This window comes from Enterococcus sp. AZ088 (genome assembly GCF_051714845.1).
GTDB classification, from domain to species: domain Bacteria; phylum Bacillota; class Bacilli; order Lactobacillales; family Enterococcaceae; genus Enterococcus; species Enterococcus faecalis.
Genome location: NZ_JBIOSQ010000001.1, coordinates 163,151 through 180,888, shown reverse-complemented (window position 1 = coordinate 180,888; position 17,738 = coordinate 163,151). Strand labels below are relative to the sequence as shown.

General features: G+C 39.3%; 28 protein-coding genes. 3 read left to right on the top strand and 25 right to left on the bottom strand.

The window, feature by feature from the left end:
• The first annotated feature begins 92 nt into the window (after positions 1 to 92).
• The 3 genes from IGL17_RS00875 (at position 93) to IGL17_RS00865 (ending at position 2,474) form a co-directional block, all read left to right on the top strand.
• Positions 93 to 584 (top strand): GNAT family N-acetyltransferase, encoded by a 492-nt coding sequence (locus tag IGL17_RS00875; RefSeq protein WP_016618574.1) that lies wholly within the window; start codon positions 93 to 95, stop codon positions 582 to 584.
• 90 nt (positions 585 to 674) lie between these two features.
• Positions 675 to 2,030 carry a branched-chain amino acid transport system II carrier protein gene (brnQ, locus tag IGL17_RS00870; protein ID WP_016618573.1) on the top strand — a complete coding sequence of 452 codons (1,356 nt, stop codon included), beginning with the start codon at positions 675 to 677 and terminating at the stop codon, positions 2,028 to 2,030.
• A 132-nt stretch (positions 2,031 to 2,162) separates the two neighbouring features.
• Entirely contained in the window at positions 2,163 to 2,474 is a 312-nt protein-coding gene (locus IGL17_RS00865) for a heavy metal-binding domain-containing protein (protein ID WP_002381365.1), read from the top strand.
• Between the two features lie 50 nt (positions 2,475 to 2,524).
• On the opposite strand, the gene truA is transcribed toward IGL17_RS00865, so the two are convergent.
• The 25 genes from truA to rplN form a co-directional block, all read right to left on the bottom strand.
• Positions 2,525 to 3,274, bottom strand: a complete 750-nt coding sequence (gene truA / locus IGL17_RS00860; protein WP_002376397.1) for a tRNA pseudouridine(38-40) synthase TruA — start codon at positions 3,272 to 3,274, stop codon at positions 2,525 to 2,527.
• Positions 3,275 to 3,292: 18 nt separating this feature from the next.
• Positions 3,293 to 4,090 carry an energy-coupling factor transporter transmembrane component T family protein gene (locus tag IGL17_RS00855; protein WP_002373841.1) on the bottom strand — a complete coding sequence of 266 codons (798 nt, stop codon included), beginning with the start codon at positions 4,088 to 4,090 and terminating at the stop codon, positions 3,293 to 3,295.
• The gene (locus IGL17_RS00850) at positions 4,087 to 4,956 is read right to left on the bottom strand and encodes an energy-coupling factor ABC transporter ATP-binding protein (protein ID WP_002381364.1); all 870 of its coding nucleotides are present in this window, start codon (positions 4,954 to 4,956) and stop codon (positions 4,087 to 4,089) included. The genes IGL17_RS00855 and IGL17_RS00850 overlap by 4 nt, the downstream gene beginning before the upstream one ends.
• Entirely contained in the window at positions 4,932 to 5,771 is an 840-nt protein-coding gene (locus IGL17_RS00845; RefSeq protein WP_002359354.1) for an energy-coupling factor ABC transporter ATP-binding protein, read from the bottom strand. Before IGL17_RS00845 ends, IGL17_RS00850 begins: the two co-directional genes overlap by 25 nt.
• Before the next feature lie 201 nt (positions 5,772 to 5,972).
• The gene (locus IGL17_RS00840) at positions 5,973 to 7,148 is read right to left on the bottom strand and encodes a M20 family metallopeptidase (RefSeq protein ID WP_179117015.1); all 1,176 of its coding nucleotides are present in this window, start codon (positions 7,146 to 7,148) and stop codon (positions 5,973 to 5,975) included.
• Positions 7,149 to 7,163: 15 nt separating this feature from the next.
• Positions 7,164 to 8,363, bottom strand: a complete 1,200-nt coding sequence (locus IGL17_RS00835) for a DUF819 family protein (protein WP_078126789.1) — start codon at positions 8,361 to 8,363, stop codon at positions 7,164 to 7,166.
• 16 nt (positions 8,364 to 8,379) lie between these two features.
• A complete protein-coding gene (locus tag IGL17_RS00830) occupies positions 8,380 to 8,592 on the bottom strand; it encodes a hypothetical protein (protein ID WP_016618570.1) in 213 nt (70 codons plus the stop codon).
• Positions 8,593 to 8,637: 45 nt separating this feature from the next.
• Positions 8,638 to 9,021: a 50S ribosomal protein L17 gene (gene rplQ, locus IGL17_RS00825; RefSeq protein ID WP_002356228.1), complete on the bottom strand. Its 384-nt coding sequence runs from the start codon at positions 9,019 to 9,021 to the stop codon at positions 8,638 to 8,640.
• Positions 9,022 to 9,094: 73 nt separating this feature from the next.
• Positions 9,095 to 10,033 carry a DNA-directed RNA polymerase subunit alpha gene (locus IGL17_RS00820; RefSeq protein ID WP_002356227.1) on the bottom strand — a complete coding sequence of 313 codons (939 nt, stop codon included), beginning with the start codon at positions 10,031 to 10,033 and terminating at the stop codon, positions 9,095 to 9,097.
• Positions 10,034 to 10,113: 80 nt separating this feature from the next.
• A complete protein-coding gene (gene rpsK / locus IGL17_RS00815) occupies positions 10,114 to 10,503 on the bottom strand; it encodes a 30S ribosomal protein S11 (protein WP_002356226.1) in 390 nt (129 codons plus the stop codon).
• 27 nt (positions 10,504 to 10,530) lie between these two features.
• Positions 10,531 to 10,896, bottom strand: a complete 366-nt coding sequence (gene rpsM / locus IGL17_RS00810) for a 30S ribosomal protein S13 (RefSeq protein WP_002356225.1) — start codon at positions 10,894 to 10,896, stop codon at positions 10,531 to 10,533.
• A gap of 19 nt (positions 10,897 to 10,915) precedes the next feature.
• Complete coding sequence (rpmJ, locus tag IGL17_RS00805) at positions 10,916 to 11,032, bottom strand: 50S ribosomal protein L36 (RefSeq protein WP_002288710.1); 117 nt, start codon at positions 11,030 to 11,032, stop codon at positions 10,916 to 10,918.
• Positions 11,033 to 11,064: 32 nt separating this feature from the next.
• Positions 11,065 to 11,283: a translation initiation factor IF-1 gene (infA, locus tag IGL17_RS00800; RefSeq protein ID WP_002356224.1), complete on the bottom strand. Its 219-nt coding sequence runs from the start codon at positions 11,281 to 11,283 to the stop codon at positions 11,065 to 11,067.
• Positions 11,284 to 11,493: 210 nt separating this feature from the next.
• On the bottom strand, positions 11,494 to 12,144 hold the full coding sequence (locus IGL17_RS00795) for an adenylate kinase (RefSeq protein WP_002356223.1): 651 nt from the start codon (positions 12,142 to 12,144) through the stop codon (positions 11,494 to 11,496).
• Positions 12,145 to 12,230: 86 nt separating this feature from the next.
• A complete protein-coding gene (gene secY / locus IGL17_RS00790; protein ID WP_010828464.1) occupies positions 12,231 to 13,529 on the bottom strand; it encodes a preprotein translocase subunit SecY in 1,299 nt (432 codons plus the stop codon).
• Entirely contained in the window at positions 13,530 to 13,970 is a 441-nt protein-coding gene (gene rplO / locus IGL17_RS00785; RefSeq protein ID WP_002356221.1) for a 50S ribosomal protein L15, read from the bottom strand.
• A 47-nt stretch (positions 13,971 to 14,017) separates the two neighbouring features.
• Entirely contained in the window at positions 14,018 to 14,197 is a 180-nt protein-coding gene (rpmD, locus tag IGL17_RS00780; RefSeq protein WP_002356220.1) for a 50S ribosomal protein L30, read from the bottom strand.
• A gap of 14 nt (positions 14,198 to 14,211) precedes the next feature.
• Positions 14,212 to 14,712, bottom strand: a complete 501-nt coding sequence (gene rpsE / locus IGL17_RS00775; protein WP_002356219.1) for a 30S ribosomal protein S5 — start codon at positions 14,710 to 14,712, stop codon at positions 14,212 to 14,214.
• Positions 14,713 to 14,732: 20 nt separating this feature from the next.
• A complete protein-coding gene (gene rplR / locus IGL17_RS00770; RefSeq protein WP_002356218.1) occupies positions 14,733 to 15,089 on the bottom strand; it encodes a 50S ribosomal protein L18 in 357 nt (118 codons plus the stop codon).
• Between the two features lie 160 nt (positions 15,090 to 15,249).
• Complete coding sequence (gene rplF, locus IGL17_RS00765) at positions 15,250 to 15,786, bottom strand: 50S ribosomal protein L6 (protein WP_002356217.1); 537 nt, start codon at positions 15,784 to 15,786, stop codon at positions 15,250 to 15,252.
• Between the two features lie 31 nt (positions 15,787 to 15,817).
• A complete protein-coding gene (gene rpsH, locus IGL17_RS00760; RefSeq protein WP_002356215.1) occupies positions 15,818 to 16,216 on the bottom strand; it encodes a 30S ribosomal protein S8 in 399 nt (132 codons plus the stop codon).
• 35 nt (positions 16,217 to 16,251) lie between these two features.
• Positions 16,252 to 16,437, bottom strand: a complete 186-nt coding sequence (locus IGL17_RS00755) for a type Z 30S ribosomal protein S14 (protein ID WP_002356214.1) — start codon at positions 16,435 to 16,437, stop codon at positions 16,252 to 16,254.
• An 18-nt stretch (positions 16,438 to 16,455) separates the two neighbouring features.
• The gene (gene rplE / locus IGL17_RS00750) at positions 16,456 to 16,995 is read right to left on the bottom strand and encodes a 50S ribosomal protein L5 (protein ID WP_002356213.1); all 540 of its coding nucleotides are present in this window, start codon (positions 16,993 to 16,995) and stop codon (positions 16,456 to 16,458) included.
• A 25-nt stretch (positions 16,996 to 17,020) separates the two neighbouring features.
• A complete protein-coding gene (gene rplX / locus IGL17_RS00745) occupies positions 17,021 to 17,332 on the bottom strand; it encodes a 50S ribosomal protein L24 (RefSeq protein WP_002356212.1) in 312 nt (103 codons plus the stop codon).
• Between the two features lie 35 nt (positions 17,333 to 17,367).
• On the bottom strand, positions 17,368 to 17,736 hold the full coding sequence (rplN, locus tag IGL17_RS00740) for a 50S ribosomal protein L14 (protein WP_002356211.1): 369 nt from the start codon (positions 17,734 to 17,736) through the stop codon (positions 17,368 to 17,370).
• Positions 17,737 to 17,738 lie beyond the last annotated feature (2 nt).

Here is a 17,738-nt window from a genome sequence, read left to right as displayed (position 1 = left end):
TTCTTTTCGTTTTAAAAGTATTTGAATTTTCAGACAATAAATGCTATAGTCTTTTTATATTTTAAAATTTCAGAAAAAGGAGCCCTATTATCTTGTCTACCTCACTCACTATTCGCTTAGTTGCCGAAGCAGATTGGCCCGCATTACATGCCTTGGATCAAATCATTTGGACAAAAAAGAATACCCCTGCCGAGATACAACCACTCTCGCTTACGGCATATCAGGAAAAAATGAAAGATGAAACGATTTTTGTTGCCATCAGCGGACAACAACTCGCTGGATTTATTGAAGTCCATCCGCCCACTTCGTTAGCAGCTCATCAAAAGCAATGGCTACTAAGTATTGGCGTTTCGCCAGATTTCCAAGGACAAGGGATTGGTGGTTCTTTGTTGTCGTATGTCAAAGATATGGCCCAGATAAGCGGGATTCATAAGCTGAGTTTGCGAGTAATGGCTACCAATCAAGAAGCCATTCGATTCTATGAAAAACATGATTTTGTGCAGGAAGCACATTTTAAAGAAGAATTTTATATAAATGGACACTATTGTGATGATTATCAGTATGCTTATTTCATAGAAAAATAAGAAAACCAATGTTTTCTATAAAAACTGGTTGCTCTCTGTTTCTTCTTCTGTTATTTTAAATAATAAGACAATATTAAGGAGTGTGAATCTATGCAAAAAAAGTTAGTTTGGCGTGATTATCTATACGTTGGTTCAATGTTATTCGGTTTGTTTTTCGGTGCTGGAAATTTAATTTTCCCTGTACATATGGGACAAGAAGCGGGGGCTTCCGTCTTTTTAGCAAACCTGGGCTTCTTAGCCACTGGAATTGGCTTACCTTTTCTTGGTGTCATTGCTATGGGTGTTTCTAAAAGTTCAGGTGTTTTTGACTTAGCTTCTCGGATTAATCGTCGTTATGCTCTTATTTTTACCTTACTATTATATTTAACGATTGGTCCTTTCTTTGCTTTACCAAGGTTAGCAACTACTTCTTTTGAGATTGGTCTTGCACCATTTGTTCCTAAAGACTTGCAATGGCTGGTTCTTGCTGGCTTTTCCGCATTATTTTTCTTAGCTGTTTGGCTCTTCTCTAGAAAGCCAAGTAAAATCTTAGATTATGTGGGTAAATTTTTAAATCCGTTATTTTTAGCATTGCTAGGAATTTTGATTGTTTTAGCCTTTGTAAAACCATTAGGTCATGTGGCCAGTGCCGCTGTTGGTGAAAATTATATTTCAAGTCCTTTCTTTAAAGGATTTACAGAAGGTTATAATACGCTGGATGCTTTAGCTTCATTAGCTTTTGGGATTGTTGTCGTTTCCACTTTACGAAATATGGGCGTCGAAAAACCAGGAGATATCGCTAAAGGAATGATTAAATCAGGTGCTTTCAGTGTTGTATTGATGGGGGTTATCTATACCTTACTTGCTTATATGGGAACAATGAGTATCGGGGCTTTTCCAATCAGTGAAAACGGCGGGATTGCCTTAGCCCAAATTGCCAATTACTATTTAGGCCTACCAGGGAGTATTTTACTGGCTTTTATCGTAGTTCTTGCTTGTTTAAAAACCGGTATCGGCTTAAGCACAGCCTTTTCTGAGACTTTTGAAGAAATGTTTCCGAAAGTTTCCTATCAAAAATTCTTGGCAATTGTTGTTATTTTACCAGCTATTTTTGCAAATGTCGGCTTAACCAACATCATTCAATTTGCCGTTCCAGTCTTGATGTTCCTTTATCCATTGGCGATTACTTTAATGCTTTTGGTAATCATCAGTCCTATTTTCAAACATCGACGGGAAGTCTATCAAGCAACGACCTATATCACATTGATTGCTGCTGTTTTAGATGCATTAAATAGTTCCCCCGCCTTTATCAAAGATACGGCGTTTGTAACAACGCTTTTAGAAAAAGCCGGCCAATACTTACCATTGTTCACTATTGGCATGGGCTGGGTCGTTCCAGCAACGGTTGCTTTTCTAATTAGTTGGGTTTGGGTCATGATTTCTAAAAAAGATCCTATTCTTGATTAATTCTTACCAAAACGACACTAGAAAAAATGCGGAAGCGCATCTTTTCTAGTGTCGTTTTTATGTATATTCGTTGTACCAAACTCTTGACTATGGTAAATTGAAGTTACCAACAAGTACTGGAGGAAATTGCCCATGTTAGTTACAACAACCGAGAGAATTAGCGGTCAAGAATATGAAATTATTGGAGAAGTTTTCGGGTTAACCACACGTTCTAAAAATATGTTTAAAGATTTAGGTGCTGGACTAAAAAGCGTAGTTGGCGGTGAAATCAAAGGTTACACTGATATGCAACGAGAAGCACGCGACCAAGCAATCGAACGTTTAAAAGCAGAAGCCTCTAAATTAGGTGCAGATGCCGTTGTGATGATGCGTTTTGATTCTGGCACAATTGGCACAGACATGCAATCTGTCGTGGCTTACGGAACAGCTGTTAAATACATCTAAATTTTGCAACTAAAAAGACGCAGACCTTTTCTTGTAAGGTCTACGTCTTTTTATTTTTCATATTTCACTTCTGCTAAATACAATCCTTCTGGATGAGCAGTCGGACCTGCTAAATTTCGATCTTTGGCTGCGATAATTGCTGGAATCGCGGTTGGTTCCAGCCGCCCATTGCCGATTTTCAATAGCGTACCAACTAAAATCCGAATCATTTTGTACAAGAAACCATCGCCCCGAAAAGTGAATGTTAATTCATCCCCCGTTTCATTGACATGAACACTGGCTTCATGAATAGTTCGGACTTTATCTTCTACCGAACTTCCTGAGGCACAGAAAGAGGTAAAATCATGGGTACCTAATAAATCAGGCAAAGCTTGTTGGATTTTTTCGAGATCAATGGGATACGGAAAATAACTGGCATAAAAACGTCGAAATGGACTTCGTGGTTTGCCAATGTCCACTTTAAATTGATAGGTTTTTTCGATCACGTGATAACGTGCATGAAAGTCTTCTGAAACACGTTCCACGCTGCGCACAGCAATGTCTTCGGGTGTTTGTGTGTCTAACGCAAAGCGCATTTTTTCCAACGGACGTTCCTGCGGATAATCAAAGTGAATCACTTGGCCCATTGCATGAACACCTGCATCTGTTCGTCCTGAACCAAAAACCGTCACGGAGCGTCCGTTATTCATGCGTGCTAACGTTTTTTCTATTTCTTCTTGAACGGTACGCTCATTAGGCTGCTTTTGAAAGCCATGAAAATGAGTGCCATCATAGGCAATGATTGCTTTATAGCGGGGCATAATTTTTCTTCACCTTTTCTAAGTTCTTAATACAAATAAGCCAATGGTTAACAAGACAAAGCCAAACATTACTATTGTATCTCGTAGGTGCCAATGAAGAATGCGGTATTTTGTCCGTCCTTCGCCACCTTGATAACCTCTTGCTTCCATGGCAGTCGCTAAGTCTTCCGCACGATTAAAACTACTTACGAAAAGCGGAATCAAAAGTGGAACAATAGCTTTCATTTTTTGAAGTAAGTTTCCTTCGCCAAAATCAACACCACGGGCACGTTGGGCATTCATAATCTTTTCCGTTTCATCCATTAATGTTGGGACAAAACGTAAGGCAATTGATAACATCAATGAAACTTCATGAACTGGAAATTTCACCACACGAAGTGGGCGTAACAAATATTCAATCGCATCTGATAACTCTAATGGTGCCGTCGTTAAAGTTAATAACGTTGACATGAAAATAATTAAAACAAAACGACAGAAAATAAATAGCCCATTCGTCACACCAAACTGGGTAATGGAAATAATTCCCCACTGAAAGTACACTTCGCCCCCTTGTGTAAACAAGGTTTGAAGAGCCACAGTAAACAGAATTAGCCATAATAATGGCCGAACACCGCGGATAAAGAAGCGGGCGCTGATTTTTGATAATGAAATAGCAAAAGCAGTAAAGGCTGCTATTAAAACATAACTCTGCCAATTATTTGCTAAAAAGATAATTCCAATAAAATAAAAACTAGCTAATAATTTTGCACGCGGATCTAAACGATGGATAAAAGAATCGCCTGGAATATAACGCCCAAAAATCAATTTATTCATCATTTTGCCTCACCTGCTTCCTGCATTTTTTTCAGAAGCTGATCGGCTAATTGATCGGCCGTTAATGGTAATTGCTCAAAAGAAAAGCCTTTTGCCACTAATTTTTCAGCAAATTCGGCTGCAGTTGGCACGCCTAATTGTTTTTCTTTCAACCATTGTGTCTCTTGAAACACTTCTTGTGGTGCTCCCGCTCGGACGATTTGTCCTTTTTCTAAAACAATCACATGATCTGCGTAATTAGCCACATCATCCATCAAATGTGTCACTAAAACGATGGTCATATTATGTTCCTTATGCAGACGACTAAACATCTCCATCATTTCTTTACGACCCTTAGGATCCAAACCAGCAGTCGGTTCGTCTAATACTAAAACTTCTGGTTCCATCGCTAGCACACCAGCAATTGCGACACGGCGCATTTGACCACCTGATAACTCAAACGGAGAATGTTGTAAGTATTTTTCATCTAAGCCGACTAAATCAAGCATTTTCTTAGCTAATTTTTTCGCTTCTTCGTCTGAAACACCAAAGTTTTTCGGTCCGAAAGCGATGTCTCGCTCCACTGTTTCTTCAAACAATTGTGCTTCTGGAAATTGAAAAACGATCCCAACTTTTTTACGAATTGGTTTTAAATTCTTATTATCAGTTTCTGGCGTAATTACACGCTCTCCAATTGTCACTTGGCCTTTAGTTGGTTTCACCAAAGCATTCAAATGTTGTAATAACGTTGATTTGCCACTGCCAGTATGACCGACAATCGCTGTATAAGAGCCGTCTTGAATCGTTAAATTAATATCGAATAATGCCCGTTGCTCAAAAGGAGTATTGGGTTGGTAAGTAAAATCTACTTGTTTAAAACGGATGTCCATAACCAATCCACCATCCCTTCTTCTGTTAAATAATTCGTTGGCACAACAACGCCACGCTCTTTCAAAGCTACTTTTAATTTTTCAGGAAACGGTAAATCCAAGCCCATTTCAACAAGCGCTTCTCCTGCAGAAAAAATCTTTTCTGGTGTTCCCTCGTTTGTCAATTGTCCTTGGCGCATCACTAAAATACGATTCGCATTAGCCGCTTCATCAATATCGTGGGTAATAGAAATAACTGTTAAATTGCTTTCTTCTTTAATCTTTTGAATGGTAGCAATTACTTCTGCACGACCTTCTGGATCTAACATACTTGTCGCTTCGTCTAAAATAATAATATCTGGTCGCAAAGCAACCACACCAGCGATAGCTACTCGTTGTTTTTGGCCGCCAGATAGCCGAGCAGGTTCTCGCTTGGCAAAATCTAACATACGAACCCGTTCTAATGCATCGTGAACACGTTCGACCATTTCATCACGCGGAATACCTTGATTTTCTAAACCAAAAGCCACATCGTCTTCGACTGTTGAACCGACAAATTGGTTATCTGGATTCTGAAAGACCATTCCTACCATACGCCGGATATCCCAGACGTTTGCTTCATTTAATTCTTTGCCGCCAACTTTGATAGTCCCAGCAGCTGGCAGTAACAGCCCATTGATCGTTTTGGCTAACGTTGATTTACCAGAACCATTATGGCCAATAATAGCGACCCATTCGCCTTGTTGAATGGAAAAAGACACATCTTTTAAAGCGGGAGAAGCATCTTCTGGTTGATAATTAAATTGGATATTATTTAGTTCAATGATTGGTTGCATCGCGTACTCCCTCAATCTATTTATTCTTTCTAACACTACCAAAAAAGTAGCGTTTTTTCAATCATCTGTTCTGATTCTTCACACTATTTTTTATTATACCAAAAGAACGGTCATTATGGGAGCTCTTATCTGTCTTGACAGGTCTATTTTTCATAAAAATAACTTCTTGTTCTCATAAAACAAGAAGTTACTGATTTTCTTTTAAAAATGTGTCTTCAAATATTCAAACGCATATTGGGCATATAACTCAGCACCCATTGCCATCGCATCTTCATCAATATTAAAACGACCATGGTGATGTGCCCATTCCGTATCTTTCTCTGGATTACCACTTCCCACTAAGGCAAAACAACCAGAAGCATGTTCAGTATAATAACTGAAGTCTTCACCACCGGTTGTCGGCTCTTCTTGTCTTAAGGCCGCTTCACCAAAATTTTCCTTAATTAGTGTTTGGGCAAACAGGGCATCCTGCTCATCATTAATCACTGGCAACGTTCCATATTGATAATCTAACGAAGCCGTCCCACCGTAAATAGCGGCTGTTTGTTCCGCATAGCGTTGCAGTGCCTGTTCTACTCGATTACGCGTTGCTACACTAAAGCAACGAACCGTTCCTTCTAAACGTGCATTCTCAGCAATCACATTAAAACGGGTCCCCACATCCATCCGTCCAATCGTGACAACTACTGGATCTAAAGGATCTGTCTCCCGAGAAACAATCGTTTGCAGATTCATCACGAAAGAAGAAGCTATGACTGCCGCATCAATACAAGCGTTTGGCATGGCACCATGGCCACCACGGCCTTTAAAATCAACAGAAAAAATATCTGCGGATGCGAAACTTGAGCCCACTCGACACGAAGCGGTTCCTACAGGCATTTGTGACCAGATATGTAAGCCAAATACATCATCAACACCGGTCATTGCGCCTTGCGCAACCATTGCTTTAGCACCTTGCGCATTTTCTTCAGATGGTTGAAAAATTAACCTTACTGTTCCCTGAAGTTCTTCTTGGATTTCTTTTAATACTTTAGCCGCTGTTACTAACATCGCGGTATGGGAATCATGCCCACATGCATGCATCTTGCCAGCTTCTAAAGATTTATAAGCTAAATCTTCATTTAATTCCTGTACAGGTAAGGCATCCATATCCGCCCGCAGCGCAACCACTCGGCCTGGTTTGCCGCCCACAATTTCAGCAATTAAACCCGTCGGTTCTGTTTTGCGATAAGTAATTCCTAATTGATCAAGAACTGCCGCGACTTTTTCTGTCGTTCGAAATTCTTCAAATTGTAATTCTGGATGTTGGTGTAAATCCCGTCGAAAAGCAATCATTTCTTGTGCATGCTGATTGATTAGTGCTTTGATTTTTTTCATACTTACGCCCCGTTTCTACAAACTTAATAAAATACTTGAAAAAATACCCGCTAAAACAACCGAAACAATGGTGACTGTTACGAAACCTGCCACTAACATCGGTGGCATTAAATGGCTCGTTAAAGCCGCCTGTTCTTGTTCATCTTCTGTCAATGATTGAATCACTTCATTCGTAATAATATAATCGGCTGGAAAGCCATATAAAGCTGTCAACGAAACAGCGAATGCCATCTCTTTACTCACACCTAATACACGACCAACAATTGCTGAAAAGATGTACATCCCGATAATACCAATCACAATAATCCCAATCATTGGTAAAAATAAATCCATCAACATTTCAGGTGTGGCTTGTTTTAAGCCATCAAAGACAAAAAGCATTAACCCTAAAATCGCAAACCCAAAGCTATTTGCTTTCTGCAATGGTTGCTTTTCTAAAAAGCCTAAAGACGTTGCAATCACGCCAAAACATAAACACAGCACAAAAGGACTAATCGTCACAAACGGTGCCGTCCACACAGAAACATAATAAGCAAGTGTGGCAACTAAGGCTAAACGTAAAATTCGTGAATAATCTGTATGATATCGTTTGGGTACTTTTTCAAATAGTTTAGGCACATCTGGTTCTGCTCCTGTTTCTTGCCCCTCTTTTTCATGAACCGGCTGCCATGTCCCTGCTCGATATTCTTGAAGCTTCCGCTTTCCTTCTTTTTTTAGAACAATTGAAGTTAAGGGATAACCAGCAAACCCTTGAATGACATAAATTAAAATTGCCAAAACCGAAAGTGAGGCTAAACCAGCTGATTGAGCCGCTTCTGACATTACTAATGAAGAAACTAAACCTCCTACTAACGGCGGGATTGCAACTAAAACTGTTTTTAAGTCAAAAACAAAAGTCCCTACAGCTAATAACAAGGCAATAATGCCCAGAATACCTGACAAAGCAATCACAATCGTTTTCCATTGATTAACCAATTCTTTAACAGAGAGCAGAGTACCCATATTAGTAATCAACAGATACATTAATAAAGTGGCAACCACTGTAGGAATCCCTGCCACTTCCACAATATTTTGTGGAAAAATAGTCCAATAACCAAGAATAAATAAAACACCACAAACAAAAACGGATGGAATCCAAGCTTTTGTTTTGATAGAAACTACATCACCAATGTATAAAATAACCATCAGCAACGAAAAAGCAAACATTTGCGACATATAATTCCCCCTTCTACTAACTCAGATGTTTAATTATCTGAAAATTCCAATTAATAATCAGTATAACAAACCGGAAAAGCTTCTGCAATGCTTTTAAGAAACAAAAAAGCTTTGAGAAAACAGCGTTTTCCCAAAGCAAAAAAAAATCACCTTTATATGATGAGTGCTCCCCTGCTAAAGCCATCTTTAGCAGGAAAAGCAGAGCTAGACTCGGAGTCGCCTCCAACATCATAACACTCTAAAAGAAACATCTATAAAGTGATCGGTTTATTAATTATTTAACAAATTCGATAACTACCATTGGTGCTGCATCGCCGCGTCTTGGTTCTGTCTTCAAGATACGAGTGTAACCACCTTGGCGTTCCGCGAAACGAGGTCCTAAATCGTTAAATAGCTTTTGTAAAGCTGATTCAACAACGATAGACTCATCTTCTTCACGAACACTAGCAACTTCATTACGAACGAAAGTAGCTGCTTGACGACGTGCATGAAGATCTCCACGTTTACCTAAAGTAATCATTTTTTCTACAGTTGAACGTACTTCTTTCGCACGAGCTTCAGTAGTTACGATGCGTTCGTTGATGATTAAATCAGTTGTAATATCACGTAGCATAGCTTTACGTTGGCTTGATGTGCGTCCTAATTTACGGTAACTCACGTTGGGTTCCCTCCTTCGTTTCTGTTCTCACGAGCCACTGCTGTTAAGCAGGACTGGAAACTTCGTAAAAGTCTTAATCGTCCTTACGTAATCCTAATCCTAGATCATGCAATTTAAGTTTTACTTCTTCAAGAGATTTACGACCTAAATTACGTACTTTGATCATTTCTGGTTCAGATTTGTTTGTAAGTTCTTGTACAGTATTAATGCCTGCACGTTTTAAACAGTTATATGAACGAACTGATAAATCAAGTTCTTCAATCGTCATTTCTAGCATTTTCTCTTTTTGAGTTTCTTCTTTTTCCACCATGATTTCAGCGTTTTTCGCTTCGTCAGTAAGGTTTACAAAGATATCTAAATGCTCAGTCATGATTTTCGCAGCTAAACTTAGTGCTTCTTGAGGAATGATTGAACCATCTGTCCATATTTCCATTGTTAATTTGTCGAAATCATCACGACGACCAACACGTGTATTTTCTACTTGGTAGTTAACACGACGAACGGGTGTGTAGATGGAATCAACTGGAAGTACACCGATTGGCATATCTTCTTTTTTGTTTTCGTCTGCTTGAACATAGCCACGACCAGGTTTCACTGTTAAGCGAGCATGGAAAGTAGCTCCTTCAGCAACACTACAGATAACTAAATCTTTATTTAGGATCTCAACATCACTGTCCACGATAATATCGCCGGCAGTCACGGTAGCGGGTCCTGTAATATCGATCTCAAGGGTTTTCTCTTCTTCAGCATATAATTTCAATGCTAAGCCTTTAATATTCAAAATAATTTGTGTTACGTCTTCTCGTACACCTGGAATGGTTGAGAATTCGTGTAAAACACCATCGATTTGAATATTCGTAATTGCAGCTCCTGGTAAAGAAGACAATAAAATACGACGTAGAGAGTTACCTAAAGTAGTTCCGTAACCGCGTTCTAATGGTTCAACGACGAACTTACCATAATCTCTATTTTCATCAATTTTTTCGATTCTTGGTTTTTCAAATTCAATCATTCTTATCTATACCCCTTTCAAAACGAAAAGTGTCTTGTTCAATGACGTTCCTAATTCAAACTCAGAATGAGTGGCGCTCATTAAACACGACGGCGTTTTGGAGGGCGGCATCCATTATGAGGAACTGGAGTCACGTCACGAATTGCAGTCACTTCTAAACCTGTTGCTTGTAATGAACGAATTGCTGCTTCACGTCCAGAACCAGGTCCTTTAACTGTTACGTCTACAGTTTTAAGTCCATGTTCCATTGCCACTTTAGTTGCGGCTTCTGCAGCCATTTGAGCGGCAAAAGGAGTTGATTTTTTGCTTCCTTTAAAGCCTAATGATCCTGCTGATGACCATGCTAATGCATTACCATGTGTATCAGTAATCATTACGATTGTATTGTTGAATGTAGAATGGATATGTGCTACACCTGATTCTATATTCTTTTTGACACGGCGTTTACGACTAACTTTTTTTGCTGCCATGAAGTTCTAACCTCCTTCACTTAGGAATTATTTTTTCTTGCCTGCTACTGTTTTAGTAGGGCCTTTACGAGTACGTGCATTATTTTTCGTGTTTTGTCCACGAGTTGGTAATCCACGACGGTGACGGATTCCACGGTATGAACCGATTTCCATCAAGCGTTTGATGTTTAAGTTCACTTCACGACGAAGATCCCCTTCAACTTTTAACTTATCAATTTCCGCACGAATCGCATCTGTTTGTTCGTTTGTTAAATCACGTACACGAACATCTTCAGATACGCCAACGTTTGCTAAAACTTTTTTAGCTGTAGTGTTACCAATACCATAAATGTAAGTAAGAGAAACTACTACACGTTTGTCACGAGGGATGTCTACTCCTGCAATACGAGCCATTATTCGTTACACCTCCTAATTATCCTTGACGTTGTTTATGTTTTGGATTTGCTGGGCAAATAACCATAACACGTCCTTTACGGCGAATTACTTTACAATGTTCACACATTGGTTTTACTGATGGTCTTACTTTCATGATAATACCTCCTGTGGTTTTACGGAGTACAATTATTTAAAGCGATAAGTAATACGGCCACGCGTTAAATCATACGGTGATAATTCAACTGTTACTTTGTCACCAGGTAAGATACGGATGTAGTGCATACGGATTTTACCTGAAACAGTAGCAAGAACTTGGTGTCCATTTTCTAGTTCGACTTTAAACATTGCATTCGGCAAAGTTTCGACGACTGTACCTTCGACTTCAATCATATCTTCTTTTGCCACGCACAGTACCTCCTTGTACTTGTTTCGCGTTTTCACACGATAAAACGGCGGAAACTCCAGCTCCCACCTAGAAATTCTCAACTAACTTCGTTATTCATTTTGATGTCACAAAACTGTAGAAGTCGGACTGATATATTCTACCATATTTAGTTATGTTTTGGCAAGAGAAACTGAATACAACAACAGGGTTAAACTGCGGGCAATTGGAAATTAGTTTTCGTCAATGATTTTTTTCACATCAGAAAAAACAGTATCGATTTCGCGATTGCCATCGATTGTATGCATCAAGCCTTGTTCTTTATAGAAAGCTAAGATTGGTGCGCTACTTTCAATGTTGACTGCCAAACGATTTTTAACCGTTTCGGGCTTATCATCTTCTCTTTGGTAGAATTCATGTCCGCCGCAGCGATCACAAGTGCCTTCAACTTTTGGCGGGTTGAATAATTTATGATACGTTGCGCCACATGTGCGACAGATGAATCGTCCAGCTAAACGCTCGATTAATACATCTTCTTCTACATGGATGTCAATGACAGCATCAATTTTTTTGTTTAATTCTTTAAGCATTGTATCTAATGCTTTTGCTTGATCCAGTGTACGTGGGAAACCATCTAATAGGAATCCTTTGTCTGTGTCTGGTTCAGCAAGGCGTTCTTTAACAATTCCGTTTGTTACTTCGTCAGGAACCAGTTCACCTTTATCGATATAAGATTTCGCTTCTAGGCCCAAGGCAGTTTCATTTTTCATTGCTGCACGGAACATATCTCCAGTAGAAATATGTGGAATGCCATACGTATCAATGATTTTTTCTGCTTGGGTGCCTTTACCTGCTCCAGGTAATCCCATTAAAATGAGGTTCATATATTCTCCTCCTAATTTTAAAGACCGGCTTATGAAGCTAGCCATATGTGAGAATGGTGCTGAGGTAAAACCTCAACACTCGATTCTTACTTATTGATAAAGCCGACATATTGACGTTTCATCATTAATCCTTCTAATTGTTTCGTTGTTTCTAATGCAACCCCGATAACGATTAGTAAACTTGTTCCACCTAAACCGATTGATTGAGGTAAGTTCCAAACCATTTGCGCAATGATTGGAAGTAAAGCAACAAGTCCTAGGAAAATTGAGCCGACAACACTTAATCTCATTAACACGCCAGATACATATTCTTCTGTACCTTTACCTGGTCGCACGCTTGGAATGTAGCTTCCTTGTTTTTGTAAGTTTTCCGCTAATTTCTCAGGGTTTACTTGAACAAATGCATAGAAGAACGTAAACGCAACGATTAGGACAGTATAGATGATTGCCCCTGGAACTGTGTTATAACTGAAGATTTTTGTCATAATGTCATACCAATTTTCACCAGCGAATTTTGATGAGAAAGCTTGTAAAATGGCATTTGGTGTTGCAATTAACGAGCTGGCAAAGATAACTGGAATAACCCCAGCAGCATTTACTTTTAACGGTAAATAACTACTTGTTGGTGCACCAGAAACACGTTTTGTATATTGGATTGGAATCTTACGTTCTGCTTGTTGGAAGAACGTTACGACTGTAACAATCACCAAAATAGCAATAACTAAGATTGCAATGAAAATAACAGATTGCCAAATACGAGAAGACTCGATATTGACGAAGTAATCTTCATAGATTTCTTTGACTGCTTCTGGCAAACGAGAAATAATCCCGGCAAAGATAATCATTGAAACACCATTTCCGATTCCTTTTTCTGTAATTTGTTCACCCATCCAAGTCACAAACATCGTCCCAGCAGTTAAAATAACTGCAATCATCACAAAGGTACCTAAGGTTGGATTGTTGACAATCCCAGTTTGACTTAAGCTATTAAAACCAGCAGTGATCCCCATTGACTGAGCCACACCCAAGACAATCGTTAGATATCTTGTAGCTTGATTTAATTTCTTACGCCCAACTTCCCCTTGTTTTGACCATTCTACAAATCTAGGTACAATATCCATTTGCAATAGTTGAATAATAATAGAGGCTGTAATGTATGGCGAAACCCCCATCGAGAAGATAGAGAAGTTTTGCATGGCACTACCACTCACCATATTCAACATATTCAAAAAGGGTAAGCTACTTAAATCAGACAATCCCTTTGCATTCACCCCGGGCACAGTAATGTGCGCACCTAGGCGAAATACAAACAAGATTAAAACTGTAAATAAGATTTTTGATCTAATGTCTTTGACTTTAAAGGCGTTCTTTAATAGCTTGAACAATTAGATCACCTCGATTGAACCACCAGCAGCTTCGATAGCTTCTTGTGCTGATTTCGAGAATTTAGCTGCTTTCACAGTTAATTTTTTCGTTAACTCACCATCTGCAAGAACTTTGATTCCCGCTTTTTCGTTTTTAACGATTCCTGCTTCTTTTAGGACAACAGGAGTTACTTCTGTTCCATCTTCAAAACGGTTTAAAGTATCTAAGTTCACAACAGCGTAATCTTTACGATTAATGTTTGTAAACCCACGTTTTGGTAAACGACGGAATAATGGAGTTTGACCCCCTTCAAATCCTAAACGAACACCACCGCCTGAACGGGCTTTTTGCCCTTTTTGTCCACGGCCAGCTGTTTTACCATTACCAGATGAAGTACCACGTCCAACACGGTTACGTACTTGGCGTGAGCCCTCAGCAGGTTTTAATTCATGAAGTTTCATAGGTTTGGCACCTCCTTAAGCAATCTTCTATTACAAATCTATAAATCTTAAACTTCTTCTACGTCCACTAAATGTGAAATAGTGTTAACCATACCTTTGATTGCTTCATTGGCAGGTTTTGTAACAGTACTATTCACTTTACCTAAACCTAACGCTTTAACTGTAGCACGTTGGTTTTGAGGACGTCCGATAACACTGCGTTTTAAAGTAATTTTTAATTCAGCCATTATTTTTGTCCTCCTTAACCGATAATTTCTTCTACAGATTTACCGCGAAGTGCTGCCACTTCTTCGGCACGTTTTAATTGTTTTAGACCTTCAACAGTTGCGCGAACAACGTTAATAGGTGTGTTTGAACCTAGTGATTTAGATGTAATATCTGCTACACCAGCTAATTCCAATACGGCACGAACTGGTCCACCAGCAGCTACCCCAGAACCTTCTACTGCAGGTTTCATAAGGATACGGCCGCCACCGAATACGCCAATTACTTCGTGCGGGATAGTAGAACCAACCATAGGCACTTCAACTAAGTTTTTCTTCGCGTCTTCGATTGCTTTACGGATAGCTTCAGGTACTTCTTGTGCTTTACCAGTACCGAAACCAACGTGTCCGTTTTTGTCACCGACAACAACTAAAGCTGCGAAACGTAAACGACGTCCACCTTTAACAACTTTTGTTACACGGTTGATTGCTACAACGCGGTCTTCTAATTCCAAATGTTTTGGATCAATATAAACCATGAATGGTGTTCCTCCTTCTCCTAAAATTCTAGTCCATTTTCACGAGCAGCTTCAGCTAAAGCTTGCACGCGGCCATGGTAAAGGTATCCACCACGGTCGAAGACTACTTTTTTGATGCCTTTTTCAGCGGCACGTTCAGCAACTAGTTTACCAACAGCTGCAGCTGTTTCTGTTTTTGTTCCACCTGAAATTTCTTTATCCAAGGCAGAGGCACTTGCTAGCGTCACACCCGCTACGTCATCAATGACTTGCGCGTAGATGTTTTTGTTAGAACGGAAAATGTTCAAGCGTGGGCACTCAGCAGTACCAGAGATTTTGTTACGTACACGACGATGTCTCTTTTGACGTGTTTTGTTTTTATCTGGTTTTGTAATCACAATTTTCACCTCTTTGATTTAATGTTTACTACTAATATTTCAAGCAGTCAGCAGATTACGGAAAAGAGAAGCTGGCAGACAAGACAAAAGCATTTTATTGGAAAAATCCCATAAAATGACAGTTGCTTGTTGTTGACTTCTGTTTTCTACACAGCTGTTATTATTTACCAGTTTTACCTTCTTTACGGCGTACAAATTCACCAACATAGCGAATCCCTTTGCCTTTATAAGGTTCTGGAGGACGAACGCCACGGATGTTAGCAGCTAATTCACCAACAACTTCTTTGTTGATGCCTTTAACGATAACTTGTGTGTTCGCAGGTACTTCAAATGTTACGCCTTCTGGTGCTGTCATTTCGACAGGATGAGAATAACCAACGTTTAAAGTTAATTTGTTGCCTTGTACTTGGGCACGGTATCCGACCCCGATAAGTTCAAGTGCTTTTTGGAAACCTTCAGAAACACCAACAACCATGTTGTTGAAGTTTGCACGAGTTGTTCCGTGGATTGTTTTCATTTCTTTTGAATCGTTTGGACGAGTGAATGTCACTTCGTTTCCTTCGATGTTCATTTTGATATCAGAAGAAAATTCGCGTGTTAATTCACCTTTAGGTCCTTTAACTGTAATGTTGTTTCCGTCTTGCTTGATTTCAACACCAGCAGGAAGAACAACAACTTTATTACCAATACGGCTCACTTAGAGACACCTCCTTGTGTATTTTTTAGAATTACCATACGTAGGCGATTACTTCGCCGCCGATATTTTTCGCTCTAGCTTCTTTGTCAGTAATTACACCCTCTGATGTAGAGATGATTGCAATTCCTAGACCGTTTAATACTTTTGGTACTTCGTCAGCTTTTACGTATGCACGTAAACCTGGTTTAGAAATACGTTTTAAGTTTGTGATAACACGTTCTTCGTTTTTACCATATTTTAGGAAAACACGGATTACGCCTTGTTTGTCATCTTCGATGTATTCTACGTCGCGGATAAATCCTTCACGTTTCAGGATTTCTGCGATATCACGTTTGATTTTTGAAGCAGGTACTTCTAAAGTTTCATGTTTAACCATGTTCGCATTACGAATGCGAGTTAGAAAATCTGCAATTGGATCTGTCATGACCATTGAACTATTTACCTCCTTTATGCGAGTTTACTTGTTTACCAGCTAGCTTTCTTCACGCCGGGAATTTGACCTTTATAGGCAAGTTCGCGGAAGCAAATACGGCAAAGATGAAATTTACGATAAACTGAATGTGGACGTCCACAACGTTCACAACGAGTATAAGCTTGTGTTGAATGTTTAGCAGGACGTTTGTTTTTAGCAATCATTGATTTTTTAGCCACGTAGTTCGCCTCCTTATATTATTTTTGGAATGGCATACCTAATTGTGCCAACAATTCGCGAGACTCTTCGTCAGTGTTCGCTGTTGTAACAATTACGATGTCCATACCGCGTACTTTATCTACTAAATCATAATCAACTTCTGGGAAGATTAATTGTTCTTTAATACCTAAAGTATAGTTACCACGACCATCGAAAGCTTTTTTGCTGACACCGTGGAAGTCACGTACACGAGGTAAAGAAACTGTTACTAATTTATCTAAAAATTCGTACATTCTTTCGCCGCGTAGCGTTACTTTCGCACCGATTGGCATTCCTTCACGTAAACGGAATCCAGCGATAGATTTTTTAGCTTTTGTGATAAGTGGTTTTTGACCAGTGATTAATGCTAATTCTTCAACAGCTTTGTCTAAGTTTTTAGCATTTGATACTGCATCACCCACACCCATGTTGATAACGATTTTATCAACTTTAGGTGTTTGCATAACTGAGCTGTAATTAAATTTTTCCACCAATGATGGTGTTACTTCTTTAATATATTTTTCTTTCAGGCGGTTCATTCAGTAAGCCCTCCTTCCGCAATTTTTATTTATCTAAAACTTCACCTGTTTTTTTAGAAACGCGGACTTTTTTGCCGTCGACTTCTTTAAACGCAACTTTAGTAGCTTCTCCGTTTGAAGGATCAATCACCATTACATTAGAAACATGAATTGGCGCTTCCACTTCAAGGATTCCACCTTGTGGGGCTGCTTGGTTTGGTTTTTGGTGTTTTTTAACGACGTTGACACCTTCAACGATAACTTTATCTTGTTTAGGAAACGCTGCTAAGACAACGCCTTCTTTGTTTTTATCTTTACCAGTGATAACTTTTACTTTATCGCCTTTTTTAACAAACATTACTGTTTCGCACCTCCTTTAACGTGGGCTCGAGATTATAATACTTCTGGTGCTAGAGAAACGATCTTCATGAAGTTGTTTTCACGTAATTCACGTGCAACTGGTCCGAAGATACGTGTTCCGCGTGGGCTTTTATCGTCACGGATAATTACCGCAGCATTTTCATCAAATTTGATGTAAGAACCGTCAGCACGACGAGCGCCAGATTTTGTACGAACGATAACGGCTTTAACTACTTCACCTTTTTTAACAACCCCACCTGGCGTTGCTTGTTTGACAGTAGCAACAATAACGTCACCGATGTTAGCAGTTTTACGACCAGATCCGCCTAGGACTTTGATCGTTAAAATTTCACGTGCGCCAGAATTGTCAGCGACTCTTAAACGACTTTCTTGTTGGATCACGA